The organism is Psychrobacillus sp. PGGUH221 (assembly GCF_042055255.1).
GTDB lineage: Bacteria > Bacillota > Bacilli > Bacillales_A > Planococcaceae > Psychrobacillus.
This window is the reverse complement of record NZ_JAQMHQ010000011.1, coordinates 48,354-73,115: the sequence shown is the minus strand read 5'-3', so window position 1 is coordinate 73,115 and position 24,762 is coordinate 48,354. Positions and strand designations below refer to the sequence as shown.

Sequence of the window (24,762 nt, the reverse complement as noted above, 5' to 3'; positions counted from 1 at the left end):
TTCCTGTACATACGCCGCCATTTATATAGTTTTTATTAGCCCCAAATTTAGCCCCAATTAGCCCCAATAAAATTTCATTTTAAACTGTGTTTTTTATTTTCTTAAAATTCCAACCCATCTCCCAACCCATCTTTCATTTAACAGAAAAAGCACCACCTCTAAAGAGATGATGCTTTTTTGGAAGAATCCTCATTTCTTAAGGATTCTCATGGGTTTGGCACCCAATGATCCCGACTGGGTTCGAACCAGCGACCTCCACCCTGTCAAGGTGGCGCTCTCCCAACTGAGCTACAAGATCGTTTTCCTATTTCTTCATTATTATATAAGTTAAATCGGAAGGATACAATTTTTATTTGGAATTGATCCAATAGACATGAAAACTATAATTTTTTCTAGAAACAACACTTTTTTGTTAATTGGATGTCTAATAGATAGTATCCATTATTATAGGAGGAACCATGAGAAAAATATTAGCGTTATTAAAGAGCCAACTATAGATCCAGATTACTAGTGAAATGAATACTGTAAGAGAAGAACAACGTGAGTGTATTTAAAAACGAGATGAAGTTGCAAGGGAGGAATCGGTAGCAGTTAAAGGAATTACAAAAGAAAGATGTTATGAGTTAGGACATAAATATATGAAGCGAATAAATAACCTACGGCTCTAGTCTTATATGCAAACACAACTTACGTCCATTGGAATGAAACTTGAATACTTTATACTAGAATGTAATGAGGAATTGTTTAGAAAGGGAAGGGCATATGGTCGATTATATAACGGAAGTAGAAAGGGAACTTGATTTTTGGAAGCGCAAAATGAACAAACGGTCTAGTCGTATCAGTCGTGTATCGAAGGCTGCTCAGACAAAGATAAACGGTCTTATTCCAGAAAAGTTTCATCAAGTAATGACTGATAGCATCAAAAATATGGTGAAAGCAACACTCGTAGGATCAAATATTACAACGAAAAAAAAATCAACATTGGACATTGGTCTTTTTGAAAAAGATGAACTACTTAGAGAGAAGCTTTCCACTTATCGAAAAACAGCAGTTGTGGAAGGGGCTGGTACTGGAGCAGGAGGTATACTTCTTGGTCTCGCTGACTTTCCATTGCTTTTATCCATTAAAATGAAGTTTTTGTTTGAGGCTGCTTCTATTTACGGATATGACACAAAGGATTATGAAGAACGCCTCTTTATCTTGCATATTTTCCTGTTGGCTTTTTCAAGTGAGGAAAAGCGAAAAGAGACTTTATTTATCATTGAAAACTGGGAACAACAAAAGCATGTGATTGCCGATATGGATTGGCGTGATTTCCAACAGGAGTATCGGGACTATATAGATTTAGTGAAGATGTTTCAATTAGTTCCTGGTATTGGAGCAGTGGTTGGGGCATTTGCCAATTATAATTTACTTGACCAACTGGGAAAGACTGCAATGAATTCCTATAGGTTACGCATATTACAATCGAATGAAAGCAAGTAACACAAGAAGACTACCTTCCTAATGAAAATCGGAGGTAGTCTTTATGTTTTTTAAACTGTTGGTAGTAATACATGATGTGCTTGTTTTATATGCTCAGTAAGCAACTCAACTTTTTGGAAGACTTCTACACTGTTTTTTTGTTGTTGCTCAAGTGCCGCCTTCACATTGGTCTCCAATTGAACATGAGATTGTGCAAATAAGTCTAAAATAGCTTGATTAGGCAATCCAGAAATTTCTTTTATGGAACTGTTTATTTCTTCGATTTGGTTGACCCATGCAGATAATAATCGTTCAATTTGTTCATTATTGATTGACTTGATCGTATTTTGTAATACAGCTTTCCACTCTTCTTCAAATTTATTTTTATCTTCTTCTATTTTACTGAATGTCTCTTGAGTAGAATTTAGGATGTCTCTTTGAATATGAAGATGCTGTAATGATTTTTCTGCAATTTCCGTTTGAAAAGATTGAAATACTTTAAAGCTGTTCAACCATCCATCCAGTATTAAATCTAATCCGTTCGATTTTTGATTCTTCGATTCTACATTACTCATTCCATTTTCCTCCTTTTAATTGTAACCGAATTACGTTATATGAGATGCACCAAAGCGCATTGGTACCATTTTTTACTTTTCTGTATCTGTTTTTTTCGTGTGCTGCTGAAAGGGAAAAAAAGGTTGGTACAAATTAAAAAATTGATTGATCATATTTTGATAGTTTGCAAGTGAACTTGCCCAAACCTCTAAGTATTGTTCACCTGCATCTGTAATCGTATAAATCCGTTTTGCTGGACCCTCTGATTCTGTATCCCACTCAGATGTTACCTTCCCATCCTTTTCCAGTTGTCGTAAAATCCGATAAAGATTTCCCTGATCCACTGCGTTGAAACCGAATTGCGTAATCTTTTGCATTAGCTCATAACCGTGGGAATTAAAATCTCGAAGATGTAAAAGCATGATTGGTACAAGGAAGTTTTTCGGAGTACCTAAATTAGTGTTTTTTTCATTATTATTGGACTCCTTGTTTGTTTCCAGCTGTTTTCACCACCAATCGAAAGAATGTTCATACATGTAATGTACACATAGGAGTAAAAAAATGTTCCAAAGCTAGGGCAATAAGGCGTATCCCATACATGTAATTTACACATAGGGAATAAAAAATATGACTTTGAAAATAAAAAAAAAGATTAATTTTTTCATGCATATGTTTGGGCATATGTTCATAGAGTAATAAAGTCGTTCAGAGAACTTCTTTTATGACTAAATTAATTGTAGGGAGATGAGATTTTTGACAAAAACATTGCCATTTGATCCATTCATCATGTGGAAAAACTTTTATGAACAAACGGAAGCGAACTGGTCAGGTGCAATTCAAGAAATGTTAAAAAAAGAATCTTTCTCCGAAGGGATGGGAGAGACATTAAACCAATACCTTCAAGCTCAAAAGCTGATGAATGAGAAAACGGAAACCTTTTTAAAAAGTGTCAACTTGCCAACCCGTAGTGAAATTGCAGATGTTGCATCACTTGTCATTAACGTAGAAAGCAAACTGGACGCACTTGATGAAATGGATGAGGAGATTAATCAATTAAAAATAGCGGTTTCTAGCTTAGACAAAAAAATCGATAAGCTTCTTATTGCTCTTGAAGTTACTGAAAAATAATGGAATAAAAAATATAAAGAGGATTGGAATGATAGTCTATGACAATGAGTCAGGCTGAATTAACTATAATAAACCCTATTAATAAACCGCTAGCAGGTAAGGTGGCGGTAGTAACAGGTGGCTCTCGTGGTATTGGGGCTGCAATCGCAAAAGAACTAGCAAAAAATGGTGCATATGTTGTCATTAATTATCAATTAAGAATGGACCGTGCAGAGGCGGTTGTGAAGGAAATTGAAGAGCAAGGCGGAGTTTCCTGTGCAATCCAGTCTGACGTATCAAAGCCGAACGACGTAAAGAATCTTATAGAAGAAGTGATTAATCGTTATGGTAAAATCGATATTCTTATTAATAACGCTGGAATTACAAGAGACCGAACGTTCCGTAAACTGTCCAATGAGGAATGGAGCGAGGTAATTGATGTTAACTTAAACAGTGTATTTTATACAACTTCCGAAGTGATCAACCACATGTTGGAACAGAATTATGGTCGAATTATTAATATAAGCTCAATTATCGGACAGGCGGGAGGATTCGGACAAACAAACTATGCAGCTTCTAAAGCTGGCATTATAGGTTTAACAAAATCCCTTGCTTTAGAAACAGCTAAAAACGGAATAACTGTCAATTCTGTGTGCCCAGGTTTCATAGAGACTGAAATGGTGGAAGAAATGCCTGAAAGTGTTAGAGAGAATATCGTTTCCAAAATACCTATGAAGCGTTTAGGACAAACGGATGAAATTGCCGAGGCTGTATTATTCCTTATTCACGCAAATTATATTACAGGTCAATCGATTAACGTAAATGGCGGCTTATATATGTAACCTGTAATTTCATATATAACGGGGGATCTCCAGAAGGAGTTCCCCTAAAAATAATAGGGGGTAAACCATCGTGTATTCCAACATAAATCAATTAGATAGCTGGTTAAATTCATTACCAGACGATGTGAAAAATAGTTATCGAAGATATAAAAGAGTAGTGGATGTTATTACAAAAGAACCAGATCCACAAGTTGGTCAAACTCCCAAAGAGGTCATCTGGACTAAGAACAAAGCTAAATTGTATCGGTATCAACCGCAAAGTAAGAAAACGAACCGTGTACCAATTCTGATGATCTATGCATTGATCAATAAGCCATATATTTTAGATTTGTCTCCTGGTAACAGCTTAATTGAATATCTAACTAATCAAGGCCACGACGTTTATTTACTTGACTGGGGAACACCTGGTTATGAGGATAGGCATATGAAGCTAGATCATTATATTTTAGATTATATTCCGAAAGCCGTTAAAAAAGTTCTCAAAACGTCTAATGCTAGTGAAATCAGTTTGTTAGGTTATTGTATGGGCGGAACGATGACTACAATATTTGCGGCACTACACCCAGAATTACCTATTCGAAACATAGTATTATTGACGAGTCCTATTGATTTTTCTGATGCAGGATTATATACAAATTGGTTGGATGAACGTTATTTTAATGTGGATAAGTTAGTAGACACACTTGGTTTAATTCCTCCTGATATGATTGATTTCGGAAACAAATTATTAAACCCGATTGGCAATTATTACGGACCATATATTAGTCTTGTCGATCGTGGGGAAAATGAAAAGTTCGTTACAAACTGGAAGCTAATGCAAAAGTGGCTGGCGGATGGAATCCCTTTTGCTGGTGAAGCTTATAGACAATGGATTGGTGAATTATATCAACAAAATAAGTTAATAAACGACGATCTTTATATAAGAGGGCAGAATGTAGAATTAGGAAATATTACAGCAAACCTTTTAAATATTGCTGGGAAGAAGGATGTCATTGTTAATCCAAGGCAAGTCGAACCGCTCAATGATAAAGTCTCAAGTAAAAATAAGACACATCACTTAGTGAATACTGGCCATGTTTCTGTAGTGACGGGAAGTAAAGCGATTAATGAAATTCATCCTATGATTGGTAACTGGTTAGCCGAAAACTCAAACTAATTAAAGTGTCAGTGCCAAATCATCAAATTCATTTTTGACATGGCAACTGGCACTTTTTTGAATAGGAGCAATGGCGAGTGTAATTCATTTTGTTTTTGTAAAGGATAAGAGAGTACACAATTGAATTGCTTTTTAGAAGATGCGCAGTAAATGAATAATCGAGCGCTCAGCTATCTCGTTTACAGTATCGACGAAGAACTAGTGAAGCGACTTGTTGGATATGCAGATGCACTGTTAATTGTTCATGATGGAGAAAATTCTTATCATGCAGAATACATTAACAATGAGAGTAAAGCGGTAATCGAAAGGGTAGGATGATTATCGATGTCTTAAATAATGTAAGGAGCTGAAAGAAATAGAAGAGAGAATAGATAATATTGAAGTTGGGGAAATTCTTACAGTGATGGATGAAAATAATCGAGAGCAAGAGATCGAGGTGCTGGATCTAATGACTGTCGATAATACAGAATACGCTGCTGTCCGAATTGCGGAAGATAACCAAGAGGATTCCGAAGAAGACTTAAAAGTATACCTTTTGAGAATTGAAGAGGATGAATTGTGTGTTATCGATAATGACGAGGAATTTGAAAAAGTATCTACTGCCTTTATTGAAGCAAGAGAAGATTTAGAATAAACGGTACTAATGGGTTTGAACTCTGTCCGTCATAAACAGAATGACAGTTTTTAAAAAGGTATTTCAATAGGGATCAATTGAGATTTTTATATTGGTCCCCGACCTAATGAGGACAAGTTCAAGAAGAACATGTAAATCCTGCTATCTTTCGCATCTCTTATTGTCAAGACGTCACTGAAGAGCTAATAGAATATTAAAAACAGGCGCAAGTATAAAATTTATTCATGAGAAAACTAAATAGATTTTCTTTTTGCTAATAATTCGTTTTTAACGGATAATTAGTTGAAAGTCGAAAGATTAATTTGAAAAAATAGTTGAAGGAGGTTTTTAGAATGGAAGAAAATCAAGGGAAAATTGAAGTAGGTAATATCTTTACGGTGCTAGATGAAAATGATCAGGAGCAAGATATGGAAGTGCTAGGTCTGTTGACTGTTGAGGAAGTTGAATACGCTGCAGTCGGCTTTGTAGAAGATATTCAAGCAGAAACGGAAGATGACATTGATGTTTTCTTTTTCCGTATAGAAGACGAGGGAGAATTGTCTTTTATTGAGGTTGACGAGGAATTCGAAAAAGTATCTGCTGCATTTGCTGAAGCTAGCAATAAATAAAAAATCAAAACCAAGAGGAAGAGCAAAATTAGCTCTTCTTTTTTGAATTCTATTTTTTTTTGAAAGCGGCAACCCGTTTCCGAGAAGAACATCCAATCTTTCGAGAAGTAGAAAAAGATTACTGGGCTGCCTGCCACTATAACGTTAGAGGAGAATTTTTTCTCCTCTGTTTTTTAATTTTATGTATCTAAATAGAGATTATTAATGTACCATCATACTTATAGTCCCAAGAAATGATGGGAGTGTCCAAAGATGAGTGGAATAGCAAAGCTTCCCCAACCTCCTTATTATGCAGCGATATTTACATCGCAGCGTACAAATGTTGATAAGGGCTATGGAAGAATGGCAGAAAAAATGGAAGAATTGGCATCACAGCAGAAAGGCTTTTTAGGAATAGAGAGTGCTCGTGATCATGAATTGGGAATAACCATTTCCTACTGGGACTCTTTAGAAGCAATAAAAAGCTGGAAAGACAATTCTGCGCATAAAGTGGCGCAAGAAAAAGGTAAATCTGAATGGTATAAAAACTTCTCAGTAAGGATTTCTAAAGTAGAAAAAGCATACACTTTTGAAGTTAACGAGGATAATAATTAGATTGAAATCAATAATTATAGAAGGGCATTATTTCATAGAAGTAATGCTTTTTATTATGAATAAATAATTCAAAAGATTATTTTGGGGACCAAAAGGATTTTCTATTGCAACTATAGAAATTAGTATAAGACCAAGGCGGTATTCAGCGCTTTAATATGGAAGGGTCGGATGGAATTCATTATTCTAACAACCTTGCCTCTGCAAAAATCTACGAAAAAGATGGAGGGATTAAAATGTCAGAGAATAAATCAACAAACGAGTTAACGACGTTCACGGAAGGAAAAGTTCTTGTCATGGAGAGGATTTTTAACGCACCGCGTTCTCTTGTGTTTGAAGCATTTTCAGATTCAGAACGATTGGAGAGCTGGTGGGGACCAAAGGGATGGAAGACAATAAATCGCCAATTTGAGTTTAAGCCAGAAGGAGTATGGCATTATTGCATGACATGCGAAGATGAAAATCAAGGAGACTTTTATGGACAAGAATCTAGGGGGATGGCTATCTATCATGAGATAGTTGCTCCTGAAAAAATTGTTTACACAGACATGTTTGCAGATGATAAAGGAAATGCGATTGCTGGCATGCCTGAACTTCTAGTTACAATGATTTTTACTGAAGATGGAGATAAGACAAAACTCATTACTCGGTCTGAATTCGCTACCTTAGAAAATCTTCAGCAAGTACTAGACATGGGGGTAGTACAAGGAACCTCTTCGCAATACGAACGACTTGATGACCTTCTAAAAAATATTTAATAAAGAGATCTTTTAGGAAGGTTTTAATAAAATAAAAAGAAGGGTCATACTAGAGGTTAAGTATGACCCTTTCTTGATACTTAAACTAAATTTTTATCTTTCAGAGATATTGATTATTTTGAACTTTGGTTTTCAGAAACAATCTGATTTAGTATAGCCAAACCAACTATTTCAGCCACATCTTGTAACTTACTTTTGCTTATTTTATCTATTGTATCCTGTGGTGTATGATACCACTCCTCTGTTGGATGATGGATGAAGAGTGCTGCAGGAATACCAGCTTCAGCAAATGTCACATGATCACTTCGTTCTCCTTGGTTAAATGGAGTTGGTTCTCCATTTAACTTTTCACTAGCCTCCTGGGAAAGGTCTGTAACAAGATTAGGTTTACCGTCTATCGTTTGAAGAATTAAATTACCTGCATTTTTACTTCCTACCATATCTAGGTTAAAATTTGCAACGATTCGATTTTTTTCATCTTCCGACAAACTTTCTACGTAGTGAGAAGAACCTAGTAAACCTAACTCTTCAGCACCAAACGTGACAAAACGAATCTCTGTATCGGAAGAAATATTTTTTAATACACGAGCGAGTTCCAAAGTCATCGCAGTACCAGAAGCATCATCATTAGCACCAGGAGCACCTGCAACGGAATCGTGATGTGCACCGATCACAATGATATTATTCGTTGAGTTGTTTAATTTCACTGGTTTTTTTATAGCGATGACATTATGAGAAGTATTTTGATTGAAACTTGCTCCTTTTATGTTAAGTTGCCCGATAGACCCAGGATTTTTTTTCAGATGACTTATTAAGTCGTCCCCTTCTTCTTTTGTTAAAAAAACAGCTGGAACGCTTGTCTTAGTTGTGTCCCCTAAACTTCCATTAATCGTATCTGACTCTTGGTTGTAAATGATGACACCTATTGCACCTTTGGCAGTGGCGTTTGATATTTTGTCAGCAAAGGTAATTTCTCCACGTTGGATGAGTGCAATTTTTCCTTTTAAGTCTAGTTTATTTATATCTTCCATTTTTCCAAGTCCAGCTGCCACAATTTCACCTGATATATCACCATTCACTGAATATTCAAATGCAATAGGCTGTAAACGTTGGGAGTAACCCTTTATAGATAAAGTTAGAGTCTGGGGTGGTGTATAGCTATTAAAATGGAAAGATTGAACTTCAGATTCGTAACCATATGATTCAAACTGTTTTTTTATATATGCAACTGCCTTCTTCTCTTGAGCAGTACCAGCAACACGAGGAGTTTTTGATAAAACCTTAATATTGTTGTAAATATTATCAACATCGATACCCCATAAAACTTGTGTCTCAAGTGCATTCATTTTTTCGAATTCAGTGGAAGCAAAGTGTGGACTAAACGCTACAATTGGGATTACTGTAGCAATACCAAGGATAATTGTCAGAATTATTTTATTGATAGATATTCGCATTTTAGGCCTCCTATATCGTTATTGATTTAGGATGAGCAAAAATGAGATATTTACTTGTTTCATTTCATATAAATTTTATAAACGCTGTTAATAACTAAAAAATACTTGAAGCTAAAACAAAGATAGAGAGACCATGAGTAAGTGTTGAAGGAAAAATACCGTATTTCAGGCGAACAAAGCTACAAATAATTCCCTCGAAAAAAGTAAATAAAATGAGTGGTAATCCTAAAGTGGTAACTGTTGTTGCAAGAAAAACATGACCTACTCCAAACATCAGACCTGAAAGAAGTGCTGCACGAATGGAATCAGTGATTGTCTCCAAATATCCCTGTAAATAACCACGGAATAGTACTTCTTCCATCAAATTACCGGATAATGAGAAAAAGAATAATAAGGGTAGAACCTCAGTAGGAAAAAAACCGCCTCTTTTTTCCAGAGGAATCCCTTGATATATAAAGAAGAAAGGAAGTACCACAATGATAGCGCCTAAGATTCCCATAAAAAGAGATAATACTTTTTTATTTCCTATCCAGAAAAGTAAGTGTCGCATGTCTTTTTGTAGATAGATGATTCCAACTGTTATCATTAGTGAAGCTACACCCATTAAAATAAGTAAGCTACTCTTCTCTGTGAATCTCATCCAAGGAAGATTGTTTGTTGTTCCAAAATGCCAAAAATCAAACGTAGTCATATTGTCTCTAATTAAGATAAAACCTAGAATGAGAATAAATATTTTTGTGGAGAATGCATTTTTAGGTAATAGTAAATATGTCACTAAAAGAATTAAAAATCCAGGAGTAATCCAAAGAATATATTCAAGAAACAAATCCAATTCTAATCACCTCTCCCTTACTTTCGGTTTCAAAAGGCAAATTATTTAGATTTCTCATTCCTCTGTGCTAGACTGAAAACAAATAAAAACATGAAAAGAGGGTAATATGTTTAAAAAAATATTAAAGCAAATCAAACAACTTTCTCAAGGTAGTAGCGAGCGTAGACATGGTCATTATCGTCGAGGTAGTAGCAGCGATCGAAGAAAAAGTTATTATAAGCGTGGAAGCAGTAGCAGTAATTATAGAAGAAATCCAATGAGTGGAAGTAACTACTACAAACGCAAGGGCCGAAGCAGTAGTTAATCTTTCACTATTTATTGGCGAGAAGTGCAGCTTGTAGATCCTTCAAGATGTCTTTAGTAGTTGTATAAGGTTCTTTTATTTGTAAAAGTCTTTTAAGTAAATAAATTGTTTCATTTTTTAAAGAAAGTTCTTCTGTCCAAGGAAGAGCTTTTTTATTTCTTGTAGGATAGGTTGTGTAAAGTAAATATAAGAGTATCTCACCTAAATCAAAGTAGTCCTGTTCTTTCATCTCACCACTGGAGGGATTCTGCTTAGACAGTCCAAAGTCGATTAAAAATAAATGGTTGTTATTCATCATAATGTTCGGAATACGCAAGTCTCCGTGATAGACGTTCTTATTATGTAAATCATCAACTAAAACAAGGAGGTCCGCTAGCAAATTTAAAGACTGTTCTTCATTAAAAGTAACCTTTTTATAAAAAATCAAGTCCTCTAAATTGTCTCCTTCCATATAGTTCATAACATAAAATAGTAGCTCGTTATGTGTAAAAGCCTCAAAAAATTTAGGCATGTTGTCATGGTTTAACTTTTGTAAAATGGAGATTTCATTTTCAAATAGTTTTATTTCTTTTTTAGAACGTTGCTTACTTAGTCTTAGCTGTTTCACTACTTTGTAATCGTTCGTTTTTAAGTCTTTACATCGATAAAGAATGCCGTAGCTTCCTGTTCCAATAACATTTAAAACCTCATATTGTTGGTTTAAGACTGTACCTGCTTTCAATGGTATATCTACAAAAAAATGATAGGCTTTTCGAATAGAACGTAAAATGGACATGTTTCTCACCTCACTTGCTTATAGTTATCTCTTAAATATGACCTTATTGATATAATAAATATACAGTCAATTATACAGAAGTATAGCTATTTGTTCGAAAGAATAATGGGGTGTATGATGGAATTATTAAAAATTAGATGGTTAATATGGTTGTTTCCAATTGTATTTTTTATTCATGACCTTGAAGAAATTTTAACTGTTGAATATTTTTCGATGGTTCTCCCTTTTAAAGTTACAACAGTAGAATTTATTTTGGCTTTTAGTATATTATGGTTGATTGTTTTTATTGGTTGTATGTTTGCAGCAACGAATAAAGACTTTATAGGGATAGGACCTATACGATACTTTTCGATCTTAGTAGCTGGTATTTTTTTAGCTAATGGTATTGGGCATATTTTACAAAGTATTTTCTTTCAAAAATATGTACCTGGTGTCATTACTTCTATTTTTATTTTAGTCCCTTTTTGTTTGTTTAGTATTAAAGAGCTTCTCTTAGTAAATTTAATAACATGTAAGCAAATAATAATTTATTTGGCACTAGGTTTTATTTTACAAACTCCATTTGCAATGGGATCAATAATGTTTGCAAAATTCATTGTAAAAATAGTAGGAAACGGATAGTGGAAATACACAAGTCAAAACTTTTATTGGTGTCGGAAGGGTATAATAAAGTAGCAGCAGAGGACACTAAAATAGAAGTATTGTGAGCATATGAAAATTGATAAAACATAGACTTAATGACAGAAGAAGCAAAGGAGATAAGATGACAAACCGAGAAGAACTAATAGGATGGAACTTTGATAACAGTTATGCCCGTCTGCCAAACATATTTTTTACTAGCCTTTCCCTTAATCCTGTGAGCTCACCGAAATTGTCCGTTCTTAATGATTCGTTGGCTAAATCCTTGGGGTTAGATATAGATTCTCTGAAAAGTGAAGTAGGTGTTGCACAACTTGCTGGAAACCGAAATCCAGAAGGTGCTTTCCCTCTTGCTCAGGCTTATGCCGGGCACCAATTCGGACATTTTAACATGTTAGGAGATGGCCGAGCTATTTTGCTTGGGGAACAAATTACATCTCAAGGTGAACGATTTGATGTTCAACTGAAAGGTTCTGGTAGAACTCCTTATTCTCGTGGGGGAGATGGACGTGCGGCACTAGGGCCAATGCTAAGAGAATACATTATTAGCGAATCCATGCATGCACTTGGTATACCTACTACACGGAGTTTAGCGGTGGTAACGACCGGTGAATCTATCATTCGTGAAACTAATCTACCTGGTGCAATTATGACCCGCGTGGCTGCAAGTCATCTGCGTGTGGGTACTTTTCAATTCGCAGCGAAATGGGGAACTTTTGAAGATCTTCGAGACCTGGCTGATTATACAATTGAACGACATTATCCAGGAGGGGAAACTTCCCCTAATCGTTATATTTTCCTTCTTCAGGAAGTGATTAAACGTCAGGCTTCGCTAATTGCAAAATGGCAACTGGTTGGCTTTATTCACGGAGTCATGAATACAGACAATATGGCCATTAGTGGAGAAACTATTGATTATGGTCCTTGTGCGTTTATGGATGCCTATGATCCATCAACTGTTTTTAGCTCTATAGATGTTAATGGCCGCTATGCTTATGGCAATCAACCGAATATTGCTGGATGGAATTTAGCACGATTTGCTGAAAGCCTATTACCGCTACTCCATGAAGATGAAGAGGAAGCAATTAAACTAGCCCAGAATGCGATAGAAGATTTTCCTAAATTGTATTTCTCTAATTGGCTATCAGGGATGAGAGCTAAGTTGGGGATATACAATGAGGAAAAAGAAGATGAGGCACTCGTGGATGAACTTCTCCGTATGATGCAAAAGAATGGTGCAGATTATACCAATACTTTTCGTGCATTAACTTTCGATACGAATGAAGATACGAAATTATTTGGAACACCTGAGTTTGCTCAGTGGAAAAAGAAATGGCAGGAGAGGTTAAGTAGACAGCAGGAATCGAAAGCATCCTCACATGACTTGATGCGAAACAGTAATCCTGCTGTAATCCCAAGAAACCATCGGGTAGAAGAGGCTCTGGATGCAGCTGTAGCACAAGGAGACTATAGTGTGATGGAGCGGCTACTAAACGCTTTATCAAGACCATACGCCCATACTCCTGAACAAGATGAATACACTAAACTGCCTGAACAAGAAAACAGTACTTATCGTACGTTTTGTGGAACATAAGAAATATCATCAACCTAAAAAAGATAGGGATAGCAAATACAATGCTATCCTATCTTTTTTATATTTATATAAGTAAGGACAATATTTAGAAAGAAACTTTTTGCCTGCTTATAAAGTCTTATTAGTAATGTAAAAATAACTAATTTTAATCATGATTTAATATTATAAGACATTTTCCTCCTAAACTAAACATAGACTCTATAGAATTGTTTACAATTTCCAATTGGAATAATATTGTTCACAATTTACAGAATTTAGTGTACACTTTAACTATTACAATTTTAGGAGGATTATTTTGGCTAAATTAAAGAAATTTGGAATTGTACTAACTTCTTCAGCTTTAACGTTAGGAATGTTTTCATCCATTGCAAGTGCTTCAACTACAGCAAATGAGCAACCACAAATTCAAATTCAAGTAGCGGAAACAGAAAAAGTTTTTACAAAAGACGATTTAATCAAGAGATTTAAAGAACTATTTCCTAAGAAGTATGATTTTTTATCCAATAATGATTTTCACATGGGTAGTGGATATTATTATGCTACAGATAAGGAAGTCCGTTATAACTTATCTTTTTCCAAAGAGGTTAATGGAAAATATATGCATGGAAGCGTTGGATTTGTGGGAGAAAAATTAGAATTAGAGAACTTTTACTTCCAACCAACCAATGAAAAAGAGGCACTGTTTCCTGCTAAAGTATCTGAAGAGGAAGCAAGAAAGATTGCAGACGAATATTTGAAAAAGTTTGATGGTGTTGGAGAGTATCAATTAGAAAAAAACCCGTATAACTATTATCCTCAGCAAATATTAACAGAGCCTATTCGCTATAATTTTACTTTTACTCGCACCAAGGATAAAGTAACTATTTCGGATCAAAGGATTGAAGTGACTGTTTTAGGTAATGGAGAAGTGGTGCAATTTTATAAGACAAATACTCAAAAACCGGCTACTTTTGATGATATGAAACAAATATTAGATAAAGAAGAGCTGCTAAAAAAATATAAGGAAAATTTATCGATTAATCTGCAATATCAAATTGATTACGATTATAGAAATGGTGACCGTAATGTGAAGCTAGTATATCAACCATCAACTAAAGTACGAGGAGTTCATGCGTTAACAGGAAAATGGATGACTGCTAACGATTTCTCGGAAGAGTTTCCGGCTAAAACTAAAGTTGAGAAGATTTCATCTACTCCGCTTCCACCTAAACATAATGGGGTCACTCTAGAAGAAGCTAAAAAAATTGCAGAAAAATTTATTAAATCTAAATCAGACGACATAAAAGTAACGATACAATCAATAAATGAAGTTGAAAATTATAATGGTAATGGTCAGTCGGTGATTAGTGTTGACTATATGTACGAATATCGAAATGGCGGTCACGGAGCTGGTTTAGTAATTAATAAAGATACTGGCGAAATCATACAGTACTACAATATTGATCGAGACATCTCAAGACAATTTGGAGAAAAACCTGTTGAGAACAAGCTAACTCAAAAAGATGCTCTCGCTCAAGCAGTTAAATATGCAAAAGATATGATACCTTCTTATCTACACAATTATGCTATGCCAATAGAAGAAGCTTATTATGATGAAATGTCAGAATCATATAATTTCTCATTCCCAAGGGTTGTAAATGGGATTCTTGTCATTGGAGATCAAATTCAAATTAGTATTGCAGGTGATGGTTCTTTAAGCAATTTATATATCAATTATTCAGAAATTGAAAAATGGCCAGCAGTCGATAAAGTCATCTCTGAAAAAGATGCTTTAACTAAATTAAATAACGCTCTAAACTTAAAATTAAATTATCTAAAACAAGGTAACGATAAAGAGAAAAATCACTATGACATCGTATATGTTCCAGTATTTAATGAAGACATGTATAGCTATTTAGATGCTACTACAGGTGAATGGAAAAGCATAGAAAATGGGAAAAGTCCTGTTGTTATTTCCCATCCGTGGGCTGAAGAGGAGTTAAATTACCTCATTAGCGCAAAAGTCCTGGAAGTTAAGGATGCTAAAAGCTTTAACGGGGATGCTTCAATTTCAAAAGGGGAAGCTTTAAAAGTATTATTAAATTCCATCACTTATTTTTATGATGGTATGTACAATCAAAGTACCGAAAATATGAAACAAACTTTTGATAATATTGATCCTAAACATCCATTATATTCAGCAGTAGAACGTGCGGTAAGTATGGGAGTAATTCAACCATCTGGCAAGAACTTTGATGTGGATGCACCTATCAAAAGAGAAGAACTAGCAGCGTGGTATATTAGAGTTCTAGGTTTAGAGCATGCAGCTAAACATAGTAACATCTATAAACTAGACTTTGCAGATGCAAGTAAGGTACAAAAAGAGTATATAGGATATGTAGCTTTAGCAAACTCCATGGGATTATTTAAAGTTGAAAAAAATCAATTTAATCCTGCTCAAGAAGTAACTTACGCAGAGTTGGCTGTTTCAACCATTCTTCTAGCTCACGAAATAGCTGAAAAAGGAAATGGCATCCGTTACTAAACCATTTCAAAACCCTCCCCCGTAAAAAGACGGGAGAGGGTTTTGTTTTGGTGTATTAAATTAGTTTACTCAGCTGGTAGTACTTCATCTGCTATAATCCCTGGAAGAGAAATATTATATCCTGCTTGTGATTCATATGTATATTCTCCATATACTGTTCCATAAATCGTGACAATATCATTATCAACGAAATCAGTATATCCTACATATTCGACAAATACAATGTCATTAAAACTATAACCATATGATTCTTTTGTTACAGACAATCGAATATTCGTCATGCCGTCGCCTTCTAATATTTGTACGATTTCGCCCGTATATTTCACGTATTCATCACTATAACGGTCTGGATTCTTTTTCAATTGAGCGTATTCAATTGTTTGGGCATTTGCTTTCTTTTCTGCAGCTTCTTTTGCAAGTTGTTCTTGTCTTGCTTTTTCTTCCGCTTCCTCTTTTGCTAGCTGTTCCGCTTCTGCTTTAGCTTTTGCCTCTGCTTCTTGTTTAGCTTTTTCTTCTGCAGCAGCTTTTTCTTCTGCTTCTTTTGCTTCACGAGTTGCTTTCTCTTCCGCAGTTTCTTCCTTAACTGGTTCAACCTCTTTTGCACTTTCTGTTTCGGCTGTTGTCGTGGTATCGGTAGTTAATCCAAAAGCAAAAAATGAAATAATCATAACTAATACAGAAATACCACTAAATATAAGCATTTTTTTACCTTTTGTCCCGTTTTTCTTAATAAACGAAACGAATGAAATTATTCCGAAAATAAAAATTGCAAACAGACTAACGATCGATATTACTAAAAATAAACTATCCACTTATATCCTCCTATCTCGATTCACCTAATTGTACGATAGTTATTTCTGCTTTTGTCACGGGAATTAATGGTAATTTAAACATCGAAAGATAGATAAATAACAATTCTATATAGTAAAGATATGTTAATAGATAAAAAACCTACTAACTTTTAAAGAGTTAGTAGGTAGGTTTTAATAGTAAAATATTATTTCGGAGTTACTATTCGAATCACTGTACCCCATCCAGCCTTACTACGAATAACTAGTCCATATTGTTCACCATATGTAACTTTCAGCCTTTTATTTGTATTGGCTAAGCCAATATGATTGGCATGATCCACAGTGACAGGGTTATAAAGTCTTTCTACTACTTCTGTTAATTTCTCATTCGTCAAAGCCTAGAATTATATATACACAATACACATTGTTTGTTCTGGCATGGTGGTAAATTGAAAAGAATTTTTTATTCTTTTCATTTGCCCCATGCTTTTTATGTTCTGCCTTTGAAGTTTGGACAATATATATTAGGAATACAATTTTTTTGAGTCTTCATAACAAAGGAGCCAATGCAAATGCTGTCCAAATTTTTTAAATCAAAACAACTAATTTATGCCCCGCTAAACGGTGAAATAATTCCAATCGAAGAAGTTCCAGACCCTGTCTTTAGTCAAAAGATGATGGGAGAAGGGGTTGCTATTATACCAATTGGAGGTAAGGTTCACTCTCCAATAGAAGGTACAGTTATTCTTCTATCTAATACCAAACATGCAATCGGCCTTCGTTCAAAAAATGGAACGGAGATTTTGATTCATATTGGATTGGAAACGGTATCATTAGGGGGAAGTGGCTTTACGGTTTTGGTTAAACTGGATGAATCGATTTCTGTCGGGCAACCACTAGTAGAAGTGGATTGGGATTTGCTTCGTGCTCAAGATAAAAAAATAGTCACACCAATAGTTATTACAAATAGTGCAGAAAGAGTTATACGATTCGAAGATTCAAAAGAAGGTATTGTGGGTGAAACATTATTGATGACAGTATTTCCAAAATAAAGCAAAAAGGAGGTGTAATTTTAATAGATTAAGAGACTTTATTCTGTAGACTGCAATCATTTTATTTTTTTATATCTTAATTATCTTATAAATAAGAAAAGAGGATGGGCATATCATGATGAAATATATTCAAAAGCTCGGACGCTCTTTAATGCTACCAGTAGCTGTTTTACCGGCAGCTGCAATTTTGATGGGTATTGGTTATTGGATTGACCCTACAGGCTGGGGTTCTGGAAATGTATTAGCCGCATTTCTAATCAAAGCAGGAGCATCTATTCTTGACCATATTCCAATCCTATTTGCGGTAGGCGTTGCATTTGGAATGGCCAAAGAAAGAGATGGCTCTGCTGCAATAAGTGGTTTAGTTGCCTTTCTAGTTGTAACGACTATGTTATCCACTAATTCGGTTGCTTTGTTACAAGGTATAGATGCTGCTAGTGTAAATGCAGCTTTCGCGAAGATTGATAATGCTTTTGTTGGTATCATTTCTGGACTTATTGCAGCTGCAATGTTTAATCGCTTCAGTCATGTAAAGCTACCTGATTTTTTAGCATTCTTTAGTGGAAAACGGCTTGTTCCGATTGTATCTGCGGTAGCGATGTTAGTTGTTTCCGTAGCATTATTCTTTATATGGCCAATCGTATATGGCTGGTTAGTTTCGTTTGGTGAGTCAATTAGCAGCCTAGGTGCAGCAGGTGCAGGTATATATGGATTCTTCAATCGTCTGTTAATACCAACTGGCTTGCATCATGCGTTAAATGCAGTATTTTGGTTCGATACAATTGGTATTAATGATATCGGGAAGTTCTGGGATGGTTCCGGTGTTAAAGGTGTCACAGGGATGTACCAGGCTGGGTTCTTCCCAATAATGATGTTTGGTTTACCAGCAGCTGCACTGGCGATGTATCATACAGCGAAGACGAAAAGAAAAAAACAAGTGGCTTCCCTAATGCTTGCAGCGGGCTTTGCTTCTTTTTTTACAGGGGTTACAGAACCAATTGAGTTTGCATTTATGTTTTTAGCACCAGCATTATATGTAGTGCATGCTGCGTTAACTGGTCTTTCATTGTTCATTGCTGCATCCTTCCAGTGGACAGCAGGATTCGGATTTAGTGCAGGGTTTATAGACTTTTTCTTAAGTCTTCGAATTCCAATTGCAAATTTACCTTTAATGTTAGTTGTTCAAGGTTTAGTTTTTGCTGTTATTTACTACTTCTTATTCCGATTCTTAATCGTGAAATTTGACTTGAAAACACCAGGTAGAGAAGAGGATGAGGAAGAAATCCAGGAAGTTGTTGACAACTCATCTAGTAGTAAATTCTCCATCTTAGCATCTATTATTTACGATGGGTTAGGTGGGGATGCAAACGTCACTTCTGTAGACTATTGCGCAACTCGTTTGCGGATAGAGGTTCTAGATATGGCTATTGTAGATCAAAAGAAAATAAAAGATACTGGTGTTCCTGGTATCAACGTTGTCGGTCCAACGAGTATTCAAGTAATTGTAGGAACTAGTGTGCAATTTGTGGCGGACGAAATCGAAAAAATTAGGAATTAGAAATAGTAGAAAAAGCTGTTTAAGGAGATTGTTCCTTTCATAAACAGCTTTTTTTCTACTAAACATTTATTATAATTGGTATACATATTAATACCAAGGAGAAGTGAATCATGCCAAAAACTATACTAATTTCCAACGTAACAATCGTAAATCATGATAAAGAAGTAGTTGCGGACTTATTTCTTAAAGATGGAAAGATTGAAAAAATAGGAACACAGTTATCAAACGAAGCAGAGATTCATATAAACGGAGCTTCTAAAGATTGGATTGTATTCCCGGGTTTTATAGATATGCATATTCACGGTTCCGCTGGTTTTGATACGATGGACGCAACAGAGGAAGCGCTAAGAGGGATGGCACGTTCTTTAGTAAAAGAAGGGACCACAAGTTTTTTACCTACTACGATGACACAAACAACTAATGCGATAGAGGCTGCACTAAAGAATATCGCAAGTTTTGTTAGTAAGACAGATGAAGCGGAAGTTCTAGGAATACATGTGGAAGGCCCATATATTTCTCCTAAACGAGCTGGGGCACAACCACTTGAATATATAATACAACCAACTCTGGAGCAGTTTGATCGTTGGCAGCGGCTAAGTAATAACCGTATCAAGCAAATTACTATTGCTCCCGAAGTAACAGGAGGTCTTGAATTTGTTGAGACAGCTAGTAGTCAGGGGATCGTTGTTTCCATAGGACATTCCGATGCTTCATCCGAAGAAGTAGAAAAAGCGGTAAAGCTAGGTGTAAAACAAGCAACTCACTTATATAATCAAATGCGCCCATTTCACCACCGTGAACCTGGAGTAGTAGGAAGTGTATTAATTTCGGATGAAATAAAAACGGAGCTTATTGTAGATTTTATTCATTGTCATCCGAATGCAGTTAAGTTGGCATATCGATTAAAGGGAGCCTCCGGAATAATTCTGATCACAGATGCTATGAGAGCAAAAGGGCTACCTAATGGAAGCTATGATTTAGGAGGACAAATGGTAAGTGTAACAGAGAATGGAGCGCATCTTTCGAACGGAGCATTAGCTGGGAGCATGCTGACGATGGATCAAGCAATTCGTCATTTCCGACAGGCAACTAATTGTTCTTTTACGGAGTTAGTCTCCATGTCTTCCACAAATGCTGCGAAACAATTAAAGCTTTCCAATAAGGGATCTATTGCGGAAGGTTTAGATGCAGACTTAGTATTGCTTAACAAGGGTTTACATGTTCAAATAACAATTTGCAGAGGTCAAATCGTATTCGAAAAGGAGACTTGATAAATGGAAAAAATCTTTAAGATTACAACTTCGGAAGGTCTACACGCAAGACCTTCCACGTTATTAGTTTCAGCGGTTACACCTTTTAATTCGGAGGTACAACTTACGTATAATGGAAAATCGGTAAACTTAAAATCCATTATGGGTGTAATGGCTCAATCTATTACTACCGGTTCAGTTGTCACTATTTCAGCAGAGGGAGAAGATGCTGAGGAACTGTTAAGTAAGGTGACAGAGGTTATTATCTCGAAAGGGCTTGGAGAGGAATATGAATAAAAAAGTTTAAAATTGTAAGGCTTTTTCTGCAGTTGTCAAAGGATACATTTTTGTATAATCGAATTCATCCAGGATAAACTATTTTTTAAAGAAAGGATGAATGATGAAATGAACGAGACTAAATTTGCAGAACTAGACCGTGAGCAGTTGCAGGAACTAAATGAGCTAGAAGAAAAACTTGGAGTTACGCTTATTGCGTATGACACCGCAACAACAAGTAGTTCCTCTTCAACTCAACAGTACAATTAAACTATGATTATGAATCTCAACCTCGAGCAGCTCGCAAGCTAGTTAATAATTTGCATAGCTGCTAGGAGGTTGTATGTTCTCTTTACATTGTAATGACTACTTTTCCTTGATTGTGACCTTCTTCAAAATACCTAAAAGCCTCGGGAACCTCATTCAGCTTATAACTTCTATCAATTACAGGTTTAACTTTACCGGCCTCTATTAGTTCTTTGATAAAAATCAAATCTTTTTGATTTGCTCTTTGTAAAAAACTACCCATCTTTTTACCCCCAGTCATGGAAAAGAAAGGTCCTAAAACCATAGCTTGAGTTAATTGGGCTCCGGAACCTCCGACCATAACATAATTTCCTTTCGGACGAAGAGCACGTTTATAAGCCGAAATAGGTTGATACCCGTTCACAGCAAGAATTAGGTCATAACGTTGTGCAGTTTTGGTGAAGTCTTCCTTTGTATAATCAATGACAAAGTCTGCACCAATTGATTGGAGAATGTTTAAATTTCTCGTACTACATACCCCAGTTACCTCCGCCCCGAATGATTTGGCAATCTGGACTGCAAAAGTCCCTACACCCCCAGATGCACCATTAATCAAAACTTTCTGTCCTGATTCAATCTTGCCTTTATTCTTTAAACTCTGAAGGGCAGTGGTAGCTGCCATAGGCACTGCAGCAGCTTCCTCAAATGAAAGATTAGACGGTTTTAATACCAATACATGTTCAGGTACTGCGACATATTCAGCAAAAGTTCCCCAACCACAACCGGATAAGTCTCCAAACACTTCATCACCTGGCTTAAAATGGTTAACATTTTTGCCGACTGATTCTATCCTCCCTGCAAAGTCACCTCCAGGTATGGAGTATTTTGGTTTCAATATACCAAACGCAAAGCGGGCAAGGTACGGTTCCCCTTTCAAAAGTACTAAGTTTCCGTAATTTAAAGATGCTGCATGAATTTTTACCAGAACTTGATTGTCATCCGGAATCGGTGTTTCTACCTCATTCACTTCTAGAATGTCAGGTGAACCATATTTGTTAGAAATTATAGCCTTCGTAACTATTCCTCCTTTCTTAATATTATGAGAACACTCGATCTTTTAGGATTTTATTTCCTTTAAATAAAAGTCATATGGCTAGTGACAATCCTCCAATAACCCCTGATATAGAAACAATCAGTATAAATAGATATATTTATACTAATTCACTTTTATATAATAAAGAGGTAATAGAGGGACTATAATCCATCCTATTTCACTTGAAAGCTATTACTTATATTTTAAGGTCCATTCTTAATCAATGGTAAATAGTAGGGGCATAAATAAAAAAAGGACCAAAAATTTGGTCCTCACAATTTATTCTGTTCTTGCCATGTTTTTAGCGTAAAAAATCTCATCCATTTCTGTTTTTAACTTCTTCGTAATGGATATCTTTTCTTCATCGGTTAACTCGTCTTCTGTGTAACCGAATAGGTAGTTATTTAAATCAAATTTTTTAAGTTTACATTTTGTATGAAAAATATTTTCTTGGTATACATTTACATCGATCATTTGATAATACTCTTGTAAGCCGACTGGAATATAGTTTTGAATGGAATTAATGTCATGATCGATAAATAATTTATGTCCCGTTACGTCTCTAGTAAAGCCTCGTACACGATAGTCCATCACCATAACATCTGTCTCAAATGAATGAATCAAATAATTCAGCGCTTTCAAAGGAGAAATTTCTCCACAGGTGGAAATATCAATATCCGCCCGGAATGTACTAATTCCTTCATCCGGGTGATACTCAGGATAAGTATGAACGGTTATATGACTTTTATCCAGATGGCCGACTACTGATTCAGGTAGTGGACCTGGTGATTCTTTAAATGAATCCGCTGGAGAATCGTCAACAGGTCCTTCAGAAACCAAAATGGTTACACTTGCTCCCTGTGGTTCATAATCTTGCTGTGCAATATTTAAAATATTTGCCTCAATAATATCCGACACTTTCGTTAAAATTTTTGTCAAACGTTCCGCATTATATTGTTCGTCGATATAGTCAATATAAGCCTCTCGTTCTTCTCTCGTTCTTGTGTAGCAAATATCATACATATTAAAACTTAAGGTCTTTGTAAGGTTATTAAACCCATGTAACTCAATTCTTTGCTTAGGAGTTAAACTCATTTTTTGAACTCCTCTCTTTCACATAAATTTAAGGCTCTGTTGAAACGATATAATAAGTATGCGTTAAAACTAGTTTTAGATTCACCTTAGCTTTATTTTTCCACAAAAAACTTTTCTGAAACATACAATTTACACCATTGCTCTTTTAGATTTAGAAGTAGCAAGAATTCATTATGTAAAATGGACGTGATAGTTTACCTTGTCTTATTGACACTACTTATCTTAATGCCTATGATTTATTTTAATAGAAAGAAAATTTAGATAAGGGACGGTGTCTCAACGAATGGATATTACATTGGAATATGCGAGGAAATTAGATAAACAGGATATATTAAAACACTATCGAGATGAATTTTATTTGCTGCCAGCTATCATGTACATGGATGGGAATTCCTTGGGTTTATTGTCTAAGAGAGCGGAGCAGTCGCTGTTATCTATACTTGATTCATGGAAGAAATACGGAATAGATGGGTGGACACAAGGTGAGCATCCTTGGTTTTATTTTTCGGAAACGTTGAGTGAAATGTGTGCACCGCTTGTTGGAGCATTGAAAGAAGAAGTGATGATTACAGGTTCAACTACTACGAATTTACATCAGTTAGTTGCTAGTTTCTATCATCCCCATGGAAAACGGACTAAAATATTGGTGGATGAATTGAACTTCCCTTCTGATTTGTATGCCATTAGTAGTCAGTTATCGTTGCATGGATATAACCCAGAAGAACATATGAAGTTCGTGAAAAGCCGTGATGGGAATACTCTACTAGAAGAAGACATAATAGAATCGATGACAGACGATATAGCTCTAATCGTGTTACCAAGTGTGCTGTATCGGAGTGGACAAATATTAAATTTGAAAGCGCTTACTAAAGCTGCGCACGAACGAAATATTATCATTGGATTTGATCTATGTCACTCTATTGGATCTCTCCCTCACAATTTGGATGATTGGGATGTAGACTTTGCGTTTTGGTGTAATTATAAGCATTTAAATGGAGGACCAGGTGCAGTTGGGGGATTGTTCGTGAATCAGAAGCATTTTGGAAAGAGACCTGGACTCGCAGGTTGGTTCGGCTCCCATAAAGAGAAGCAGTTTGACCTGGCAATAGAAATGTCACCGGCATCAAATGCAGGTGCATATCAAATTGGGACACCGAATATATTAAGTGCTGCCCCATTATATGGTTCGTTACAAATGTTTGCGGAGGTCGGTATAGATGCTATTCGTAGCAAGTCATTAACTCTAACTGATTATATGATGTTTTTAATAAAGGAAGAGTTAAAGGATTTTCAATTTAACATTGCCAATCCAGTCGACCATGAGCGTAGAGGGGGACATATTTATCTTGTTCATGAAGAGGCAGCTCGCATTTGTAAGGCATTAAAAGATCATCGGGTTATTCCTGATTTTCGCTCGCCAAATGGCATCCGTCTAGCACCTGTTGCATTGTATAGCTCATTTGAAGATGTGTGGAACACTGTACAGATTTTGAAGAAGATCATGACAGAAGAAACGTATAAAAAGTACGAAAACAAGCGAGATGTTGTTGCATAAAAAGGAGGA

The 24,762-nt window shown here is 35.7% G+C and carries 27 protein-coding genes and 1 tRNA gene; 18 read left to right on the top strand and 10 right to left on the bottom strand.

All coding sequences use genetic code 11. The features are described 5' to 3' along the window. Nucleotides 1-225: 225 nt before the first annotated feature. Nucleotides 226-298 (bottom strand) — tRNA-Val (locus PGC35_RS18325). A 464-nt stretch (nucleotides 299-762) separates the two neighbouring features. Between PGC35_RS18325 and PGC35_RS18320 the strand changes: the two genes are divergently transcribed. Continuing rightward, entirely contained in the window at nucleotides 763-1,485 is a 723-nt protein-coding gene (locus PGC35_RS18320) for an EcsC family protein (protein ID WP_375220151.1), read from the top strand. A 50-nt stretch (nucleotides 1,486-1,535) separates the two neighbouring features. Here PGC35_RS18320 and PGC35_RS18315 read toward each other — a convergent pair whose 3' ends face one another. Together PGC35_RS18315 and phaQ are read right to left on the bottom strand one after the other, a co-directional pair. Further along, nucleotides 1,536-2,039: a hypothetical protein gene (locus PGC35_RS18315; protein WP_375220150.1), complete on the bottom strand. Its 504-nt coding sequence runs from the start codon at nucleotides 2,037-2,039 to the stop codon at nucleotides 1,536-1,538. Nucleotides 2,040-2,111: 72 nt separating this feature from the next. Continuing rightward, nucleotides 2,112-2,519: a poly-beta-hydroxybutyrate-responsive repressor gene (gene phaQ / locus PGC35_RS18310; protein ID WP_375220257.1), complete on the bottom strand. Its 408-nt coding sequence runs from the start codon at nucleotides 2,517-2,519 to the stop codon at nucleotides 2,112-2,114. 253 nt (nucleotides 2,520-2,772) lie between these two features. Here phaQ and PGC35_RS18305 point away from each other — a divergent pair, with 253 nt between their 5' ends. The 8 genes from PGC35_RS18305 to PGC35_RS18270 all read left to right on the top strand — a co-directional run bounded on the left by PGC35_RS18305 (nucleotide 2,773) and on the right by PGC35_RS18270 (nucleotide 7,715). Further along, nucleotides 2,773-3,147: a DUF4349 domain-containing protein gene (locus tag PGC35_RS18305; protein WP_053591822.1), complete on the top strand. Its 375-nt coding sequence runs from the start codon at nucleotides 2,773-2,775 to the stop codon at nucleotides 3,145-3,147. A 44-nt stretch (nucleotides 3,148-3,191) separates the two neighbouring features. Further along, entirely contained in the window at nucleotides 3,192-3,968 is a 777-nt protein-coding gene (gene fabG, locus PGC35_RS18300; RefSeq protein ID WP_375220256.1) for a 3-oxoacyl-[acyl-carrier-protein] reductase, read from the top strand. A gap of 82 nt (nucleotides 3,969-4,050) precedes the next feature. Continuing rightward, a complete protein-coding gene (phaC, locus tag PGC35_RS18295; RefSeq protein WP_375220255.1) occupies nucleotides 4,051-5,124 on the top strand; it encodes a class III poly(R)-hydroxyalkanoic acid synthase subunit PhaC in 1,074 nt (357 codons plus the stop codon). A 150-nt stretch (nucleotides 5,125-5,274) separates the two neighbouring features. Next, nucleotides 5,275-5,442 carry a hypothetical protein gene (locus PGC35_RS18290; protein WP_375220149.1) on the top strand — a complete coding sequence of 56 codons (168 nt, stop codon included), beginning with the start codon at nucleotides 5,275-5,277 and terminating at the stop codon, nucleotides 5,440-5,442. 49 nt (nucleotides 5,443-5,491) lie between these two features. Further along, nucleotides 5,492-5,758, top strand: a complete 267-nt coding sequence (locus PGC35_RS18285) for a DUF1292 domain-containing protein (RefSeq protein ID WP_053591824.1) — start codon at nucleotides 5,492-5,494, stop codon at nucleotides 5,756-5,758. A gap of 332 nt (nucleotides 5,759-6,090) precedes the next feature. Next, entirely contained in the window at nucleotides 6,091-6,366 is a 276-nt protein-coding gene (locus tag PGC35_RS18280) for a DUF1292 domain-containing protein (RefSeq protein WP_375220148.1), read from the top strand. A 252-nt stretch (nucleotides 6,367-6,618) separates the two neighbouring features. Then, the gene (locus PGC35_RS18275; RefSeq protein ID WP_375220147.1) at nucleotides 6,619-6,960 is read left to right on the top strand and encodes an antibiotic biosynthesis monooxygenase family protein; all 342 of its coding nucleotides are present in this window, start codon (nucleotides 6,619-6,621) and stop codon (nucleotides 6,958-6,960) included. Nucleotides 6,961-7,193: 233 nt separating this feature from the next. Continuing rightward, nucleotides 7,194-7,715, top strand: a complete 522-nt coding sequence (locus PGC35_RS18270; protein WP_375220146.1) for an SRPBCC family protein — start codon at nucleotides 7,194-7,196, stop codon at nucleotides 7,713-7,715. Between the two features lie 113 nt (nucleotides 7,716-7,828). Here PGC35_RS18270 and PGC35_RS18265 read toward each other — a convergent pair whose 3' ends face one another. From PGC35_RS18265 to PGC35_RS18255, 3 genes are all read right to left on the bottom strand, one after another. Next, nucleotides 7,829-9,169, bottom strand: a complete 1,341-nt coding sequence (locus PGC35_RS18265; protein ID WP_375220145.1) for a M28 family peptidase — start codon at nucleotides 9,167-9,169, stop codon at nucleotides 7,829-7,831. A 94-nt stretch (nucleotides 9,170-9,263) separates the two neighbouring features. Beyond that, complete coding sequence (locus PGC35_RS18260; RefSeq protein WP_375220144.1) at nucleotides 9,264-10,001, bottom strand: CPBP family intramembrane glutamic endopeptidase; 738 nt, start codon at nucleotides 9,999-10,001, stop codon at nucleotides 9,264-9,266. A 311-nt stretch (nucleotides 10,002-10,312) separates the two neighbouring features. Next, nucleotides 10,313-11,080, bottom strand: coding sequence for a protein kinase domain-containing protein (locus tag PGC35_RS18255; protein ID WP_375220143.1), 768 nt, complete (start codon nucleotides 11,078-11,080; stop codon nucleotides 10,313-10,315). A gap of 117 nt (nucleotides 11,081-11,197) precedes the next feature. On the opposite strand from PGC35_RS18255, the gene PGC35_RS18250 reads away from it, so the two are divergent. The 3 genes from PGC35_RS18250 (at nucleotide 11,198) to PGC35_RS18240 (ending at nucleotide 15,837) form a co-directional block, all read left to right on the top strand. Then, on the top strand, nucleotides 11,198-11,701 hold the full coding sequence (locus PGC35_RS18250) for an HXXEE domain-containing protein (protein ID WP_375220142.1): 504 nt from the start codon (nucleotides 11,198-11,200) through the stop codon (nucleotides 11,699-11,701). 142 nt (nucleotides 11,702-11,843) lie between these two features. Then, nucleotides 11,844-13,313 (top strand): protein adenylyltransferase SelO, encoded by a 1,470-nt coding sequence (locus tag PGC35_RS18245; protein ID WP_375220141.1) that lies wholly within the window; start codon nucleotides 11,844-11,846, stop codon nucleotides 13,311-13,313. A gap of 295 nt (nucleotides 13,314-13,608) precedes the next feature. After that, nucleotides 13,609-15,837 (top strand): S-layer homology domain-containing protein, encoded by a 2,229-nt coding sequence (locus tag PGC35_RS18240; protein ID WP_375220140.1) that lies wholly within the window; start codon nucleotides 13,609-13,611, stop codon nucleotides 15,835-15,837. 65 nt (nucleotides 15,838-15,902) lie between these two features. On the opposite strand, the gene PGC35_RS18235 is transcribed toward PGC35_RS18240, so the two are convergent. Further along, entirely contained in the window at nucleotides 15,903-16,649 is a 747-nt protein-coding gene (locus tag PGC35_RS18235; protein WP_056830567.1) for a hypothetical protein, read from the bottom strand. Nucleotides 16,650-16,834: 185 nt separating this feature from the next. Next, complete coding sequence (locus PGC35_RS18230; RefSeq protein WP_375220139.1) at nucleotides 16,835-17,023, bottom strand: sensor histidine kinase; 189 nt, start codon at nucleotides 17,021-17,023, stop codon at nucleotides 16,835-16,837. Nucleotides 17,024-17,200: 177 nt separating this feature from the next. Here PGC35_RS18230 and PGC35_RS18225 point away from each other — a divergent pair, with 177 nt between their 5' ends. The 5 genes from PGC35_RS18225 to PGC35_RS18205 all read left to right on the top strand — a co-directional run bounded on the left by PGC35_RS18225 (nucleotide 17,201) and on the right by PGC35_RS18205 (nucleotide 21,034). Continuing rightward, nucleotides 17,201-17,680, top strand: a complete 480-nt coding sequence (locus PGC35_RS18225; RefSeq protein WP_375220138.1) for a PTS sugar transporter subunit IIA — start codon at nucleotides 17,201-17,203, stop codon at nucleotides 17,678-17,680. A 115-nt stretch (nucleotides 17,681-17,795) separates the two neighbouring features. Then, nucleotides 17,796-19,238 (top strand): N-acetylglucosamine-specific PTS transporter subunit IIBC, encoded by a 1,443-nt coding sequence (nagE, locus tag PGC35_RS18220; protein WP_375220137.1) that lies wholly within the window; start codon nucleotides 17,796-17,798, stop codon nucleotides 19,236-19,238. Nucleotides 19,239-19,348: 110 nt separating this feature from the next. Further along, a complete protein-coding gene (nagA, locus tag PGC35_RS18215; RefSeq protein ID WP_375220136.1) occupies nucleotides 19,349-20,509 on the top strand; it encodes an N-acetylglucosamine-6-phosphate deacetylase in 1,161 nt (386 codons plus the stop codon). A gap of 3 nt (nucleotides 20,510-20,512) precedes the next feature. Next, nucleotides 20,513-20,785, top strand: a complete 273-nt coding sequence (locus tag PGC35_RS18210; RefSeq protein ID WP_375220135.1) for an HPr family phosphocarrier protein — start codon at nucleotides 20,513-20,515, stop codon at nucleotides 20,783-20,785. Between the two features lie 108 nt (nucleotides 20,786-20,893). After that, nucleotides 20,894-21,034 carry a hypothetical protein gene (locus PGC35_RS18205; protein ID WP_172794354.1) on the top strand — a complete coding sequence of 47 codons (141 nt, stop codon included), beginning with the start codon at nucleotides 20,894-20,896 and terminating at the stop codon, nucleotides 21,032-21,034. Between the two features lie 82 nt (nucleotides 21,035-21,116). On the opposite strand, the gene PGC35_RS18200 is transcribed toward PGC35_RS18205, so the two are convergent. Both PGC35_RS18200 and speD read right to left on the bottom strand, forming a co-directional pair. After that, nucleotides 21,117-22,037, bottom strand: coding sequence for an NAD(P)-dependent alcohol dehydrogenase (locus tag PGC35_RS18200; protein ID WP_375220134.1), 921 nt, complete (start codon nucleotides 22,035-22,037; stop codon nucleotides 21,117-21,119). Between the two features lie 345 nt (nucleotides 22,038-22,382). Next, nucleotides 22,383-23,198 carry an adenosylmethionine decarboxylase gene (gene speD / locus PGC35_RS18195; RefSeq protein ID WP_053591838.1) on the bottom strand — a complete coding sequence of 272 codons (816 nt, stop codon included), beginning with the start codon at nucleotides 23,196-23,198 and terminating at the stop codon, nucleotides 22,383-22,385. Between the two features lie 283 nt (nucleotides 23,199-23,481). Here speD and kynU point away from each other — a divergent pair, with 283 nt between their 5' ends. After that, nucleotides 23,482-24,753, top strand: coding sequence for a kynureninase (gene kynU, locus PGC35_RS18190; protein WP_375220133.1), 1,272 nt, complete (start codon nucleotides 23,482-23,484; stop codon nucleotides 24,751-24,753). Nucleotides 24,754-24,762 lie beyond the last annotated feature (9 nt).

Coding starts and splice junctions, on each gene's coding strand:
- PGC35_RS18315 (WP_375220150.1), bottom strand. CDS start 2,039: ATGAGTAATGTAGAATCGAAGAATCAAAAATCGAACGGATTAGATTTA.
- fabG (WP_375220256.1), top strand. CDS start 3,192: ATGAGTCAGGCTGAATTAACTATAATAAACCCTATTAATAAACCGCTA.
- PGC35_RS18320 (WP_375220151.1), top strand. CDS start 763: ATGGTCGATTATATAACGGAAGTAGAAAGGGAACTTGATTTTTGGAAG.
- nagA (WP_375220136.1), top strand. CDS start 19,349: ATGCCAAAAACTATACTAATTTCCAACGTAACAATCGTAAATCATGAT.
- PGC35_RS18255 (WP_375220143.1), bottom strand. CDS start 11,080: ATGTCCATTTTACGTTCTATTCGAAAAGCCTATCATTTTTTTGTAGAT.
- kynU (WP_375220133.1), top strand. CDS start 23,482: ATGGATATTACATTGGAATATGCGAGGAAATTAGATAAACAGGATATA.
- PGC35_RS18280 (WP_375220148.1), top strand. CDS start 6,091: ATGGAAGAAAATCAAGGGAAAATTGAAGTAGGTAATATCTTTACGGTG.
- PGC35_RS18250 (WP_375220142.1), top strand. CDS start 11,198: ATGGAATTATTAAAAATTAGATGGTTAATATGGTTGTTTCCAATTGTA.
- PGC35_RS18290 (WP_375220149.1), top strand. CDS start 5,275: ATGAATAATCGAGCGCTCAGCTATCTCGTTTACAGTATCGACGAAGAA.
- PGC35_RS18270 (WP_375220146.1), top strand. CDS start 7,194: ATGTCAGAGAATAAATCAACAAACGAGTTAACGACGTTCACGGAAGGA.
- PGC35_RS18245 (WP_375220141.1), top strand. CDS start 11,844: ATGACAAACCGAGAAGAACTAATAGGATGGAACTTTGATAACAGTTAT.
- PGC35_RS18225 (WP_375220138.1), top strand. CDS start 17,201: ATGCTGTCCAAATTTTTTAAATCAAAACAACTAATTTATGCCCCGCTA.
- PGC35_RS18265 (WP_375220145.1), bottom strand. CDS start 9,169: ATGCGAATATCTATCAATAAAATAATTCTGACAATTATCCTTGGTATT.
- speD (WP_053591838.1), bottom strand. CDS start 23,198: ATGAGTTTAACTCCTAAGCAAAGAATTGAGTTACATGGGTTTAATAAC.
- PGC35_RS18205 (WP_172794354.1), top strand. CDS start 20,894: ATGAACGAGACTAAATTTGCAGAACTAGACCGTGAGCAGTTGCAGGAA.
- nagE (WP_375220137.1), top strand. CDS start 17,796: ATGATGAAATATATTCAAAAGCTCGGACGCTCTTTAATGCTACCAGTA.
- PGC35_RS18210 (WP_375220135.1), top strand. CDS start 20,513: ATGGAAAAAATCTTTAAGATTACAACTTCGGAAGGTCTACACGCAAGA.
- PGC35_RS18275 (WP_375220147.1), top strand. CDS start 6,619: ATGAGTGGAATAGCAAAGCTTCCCCAACCTCCTTATTATGCAGCGATA.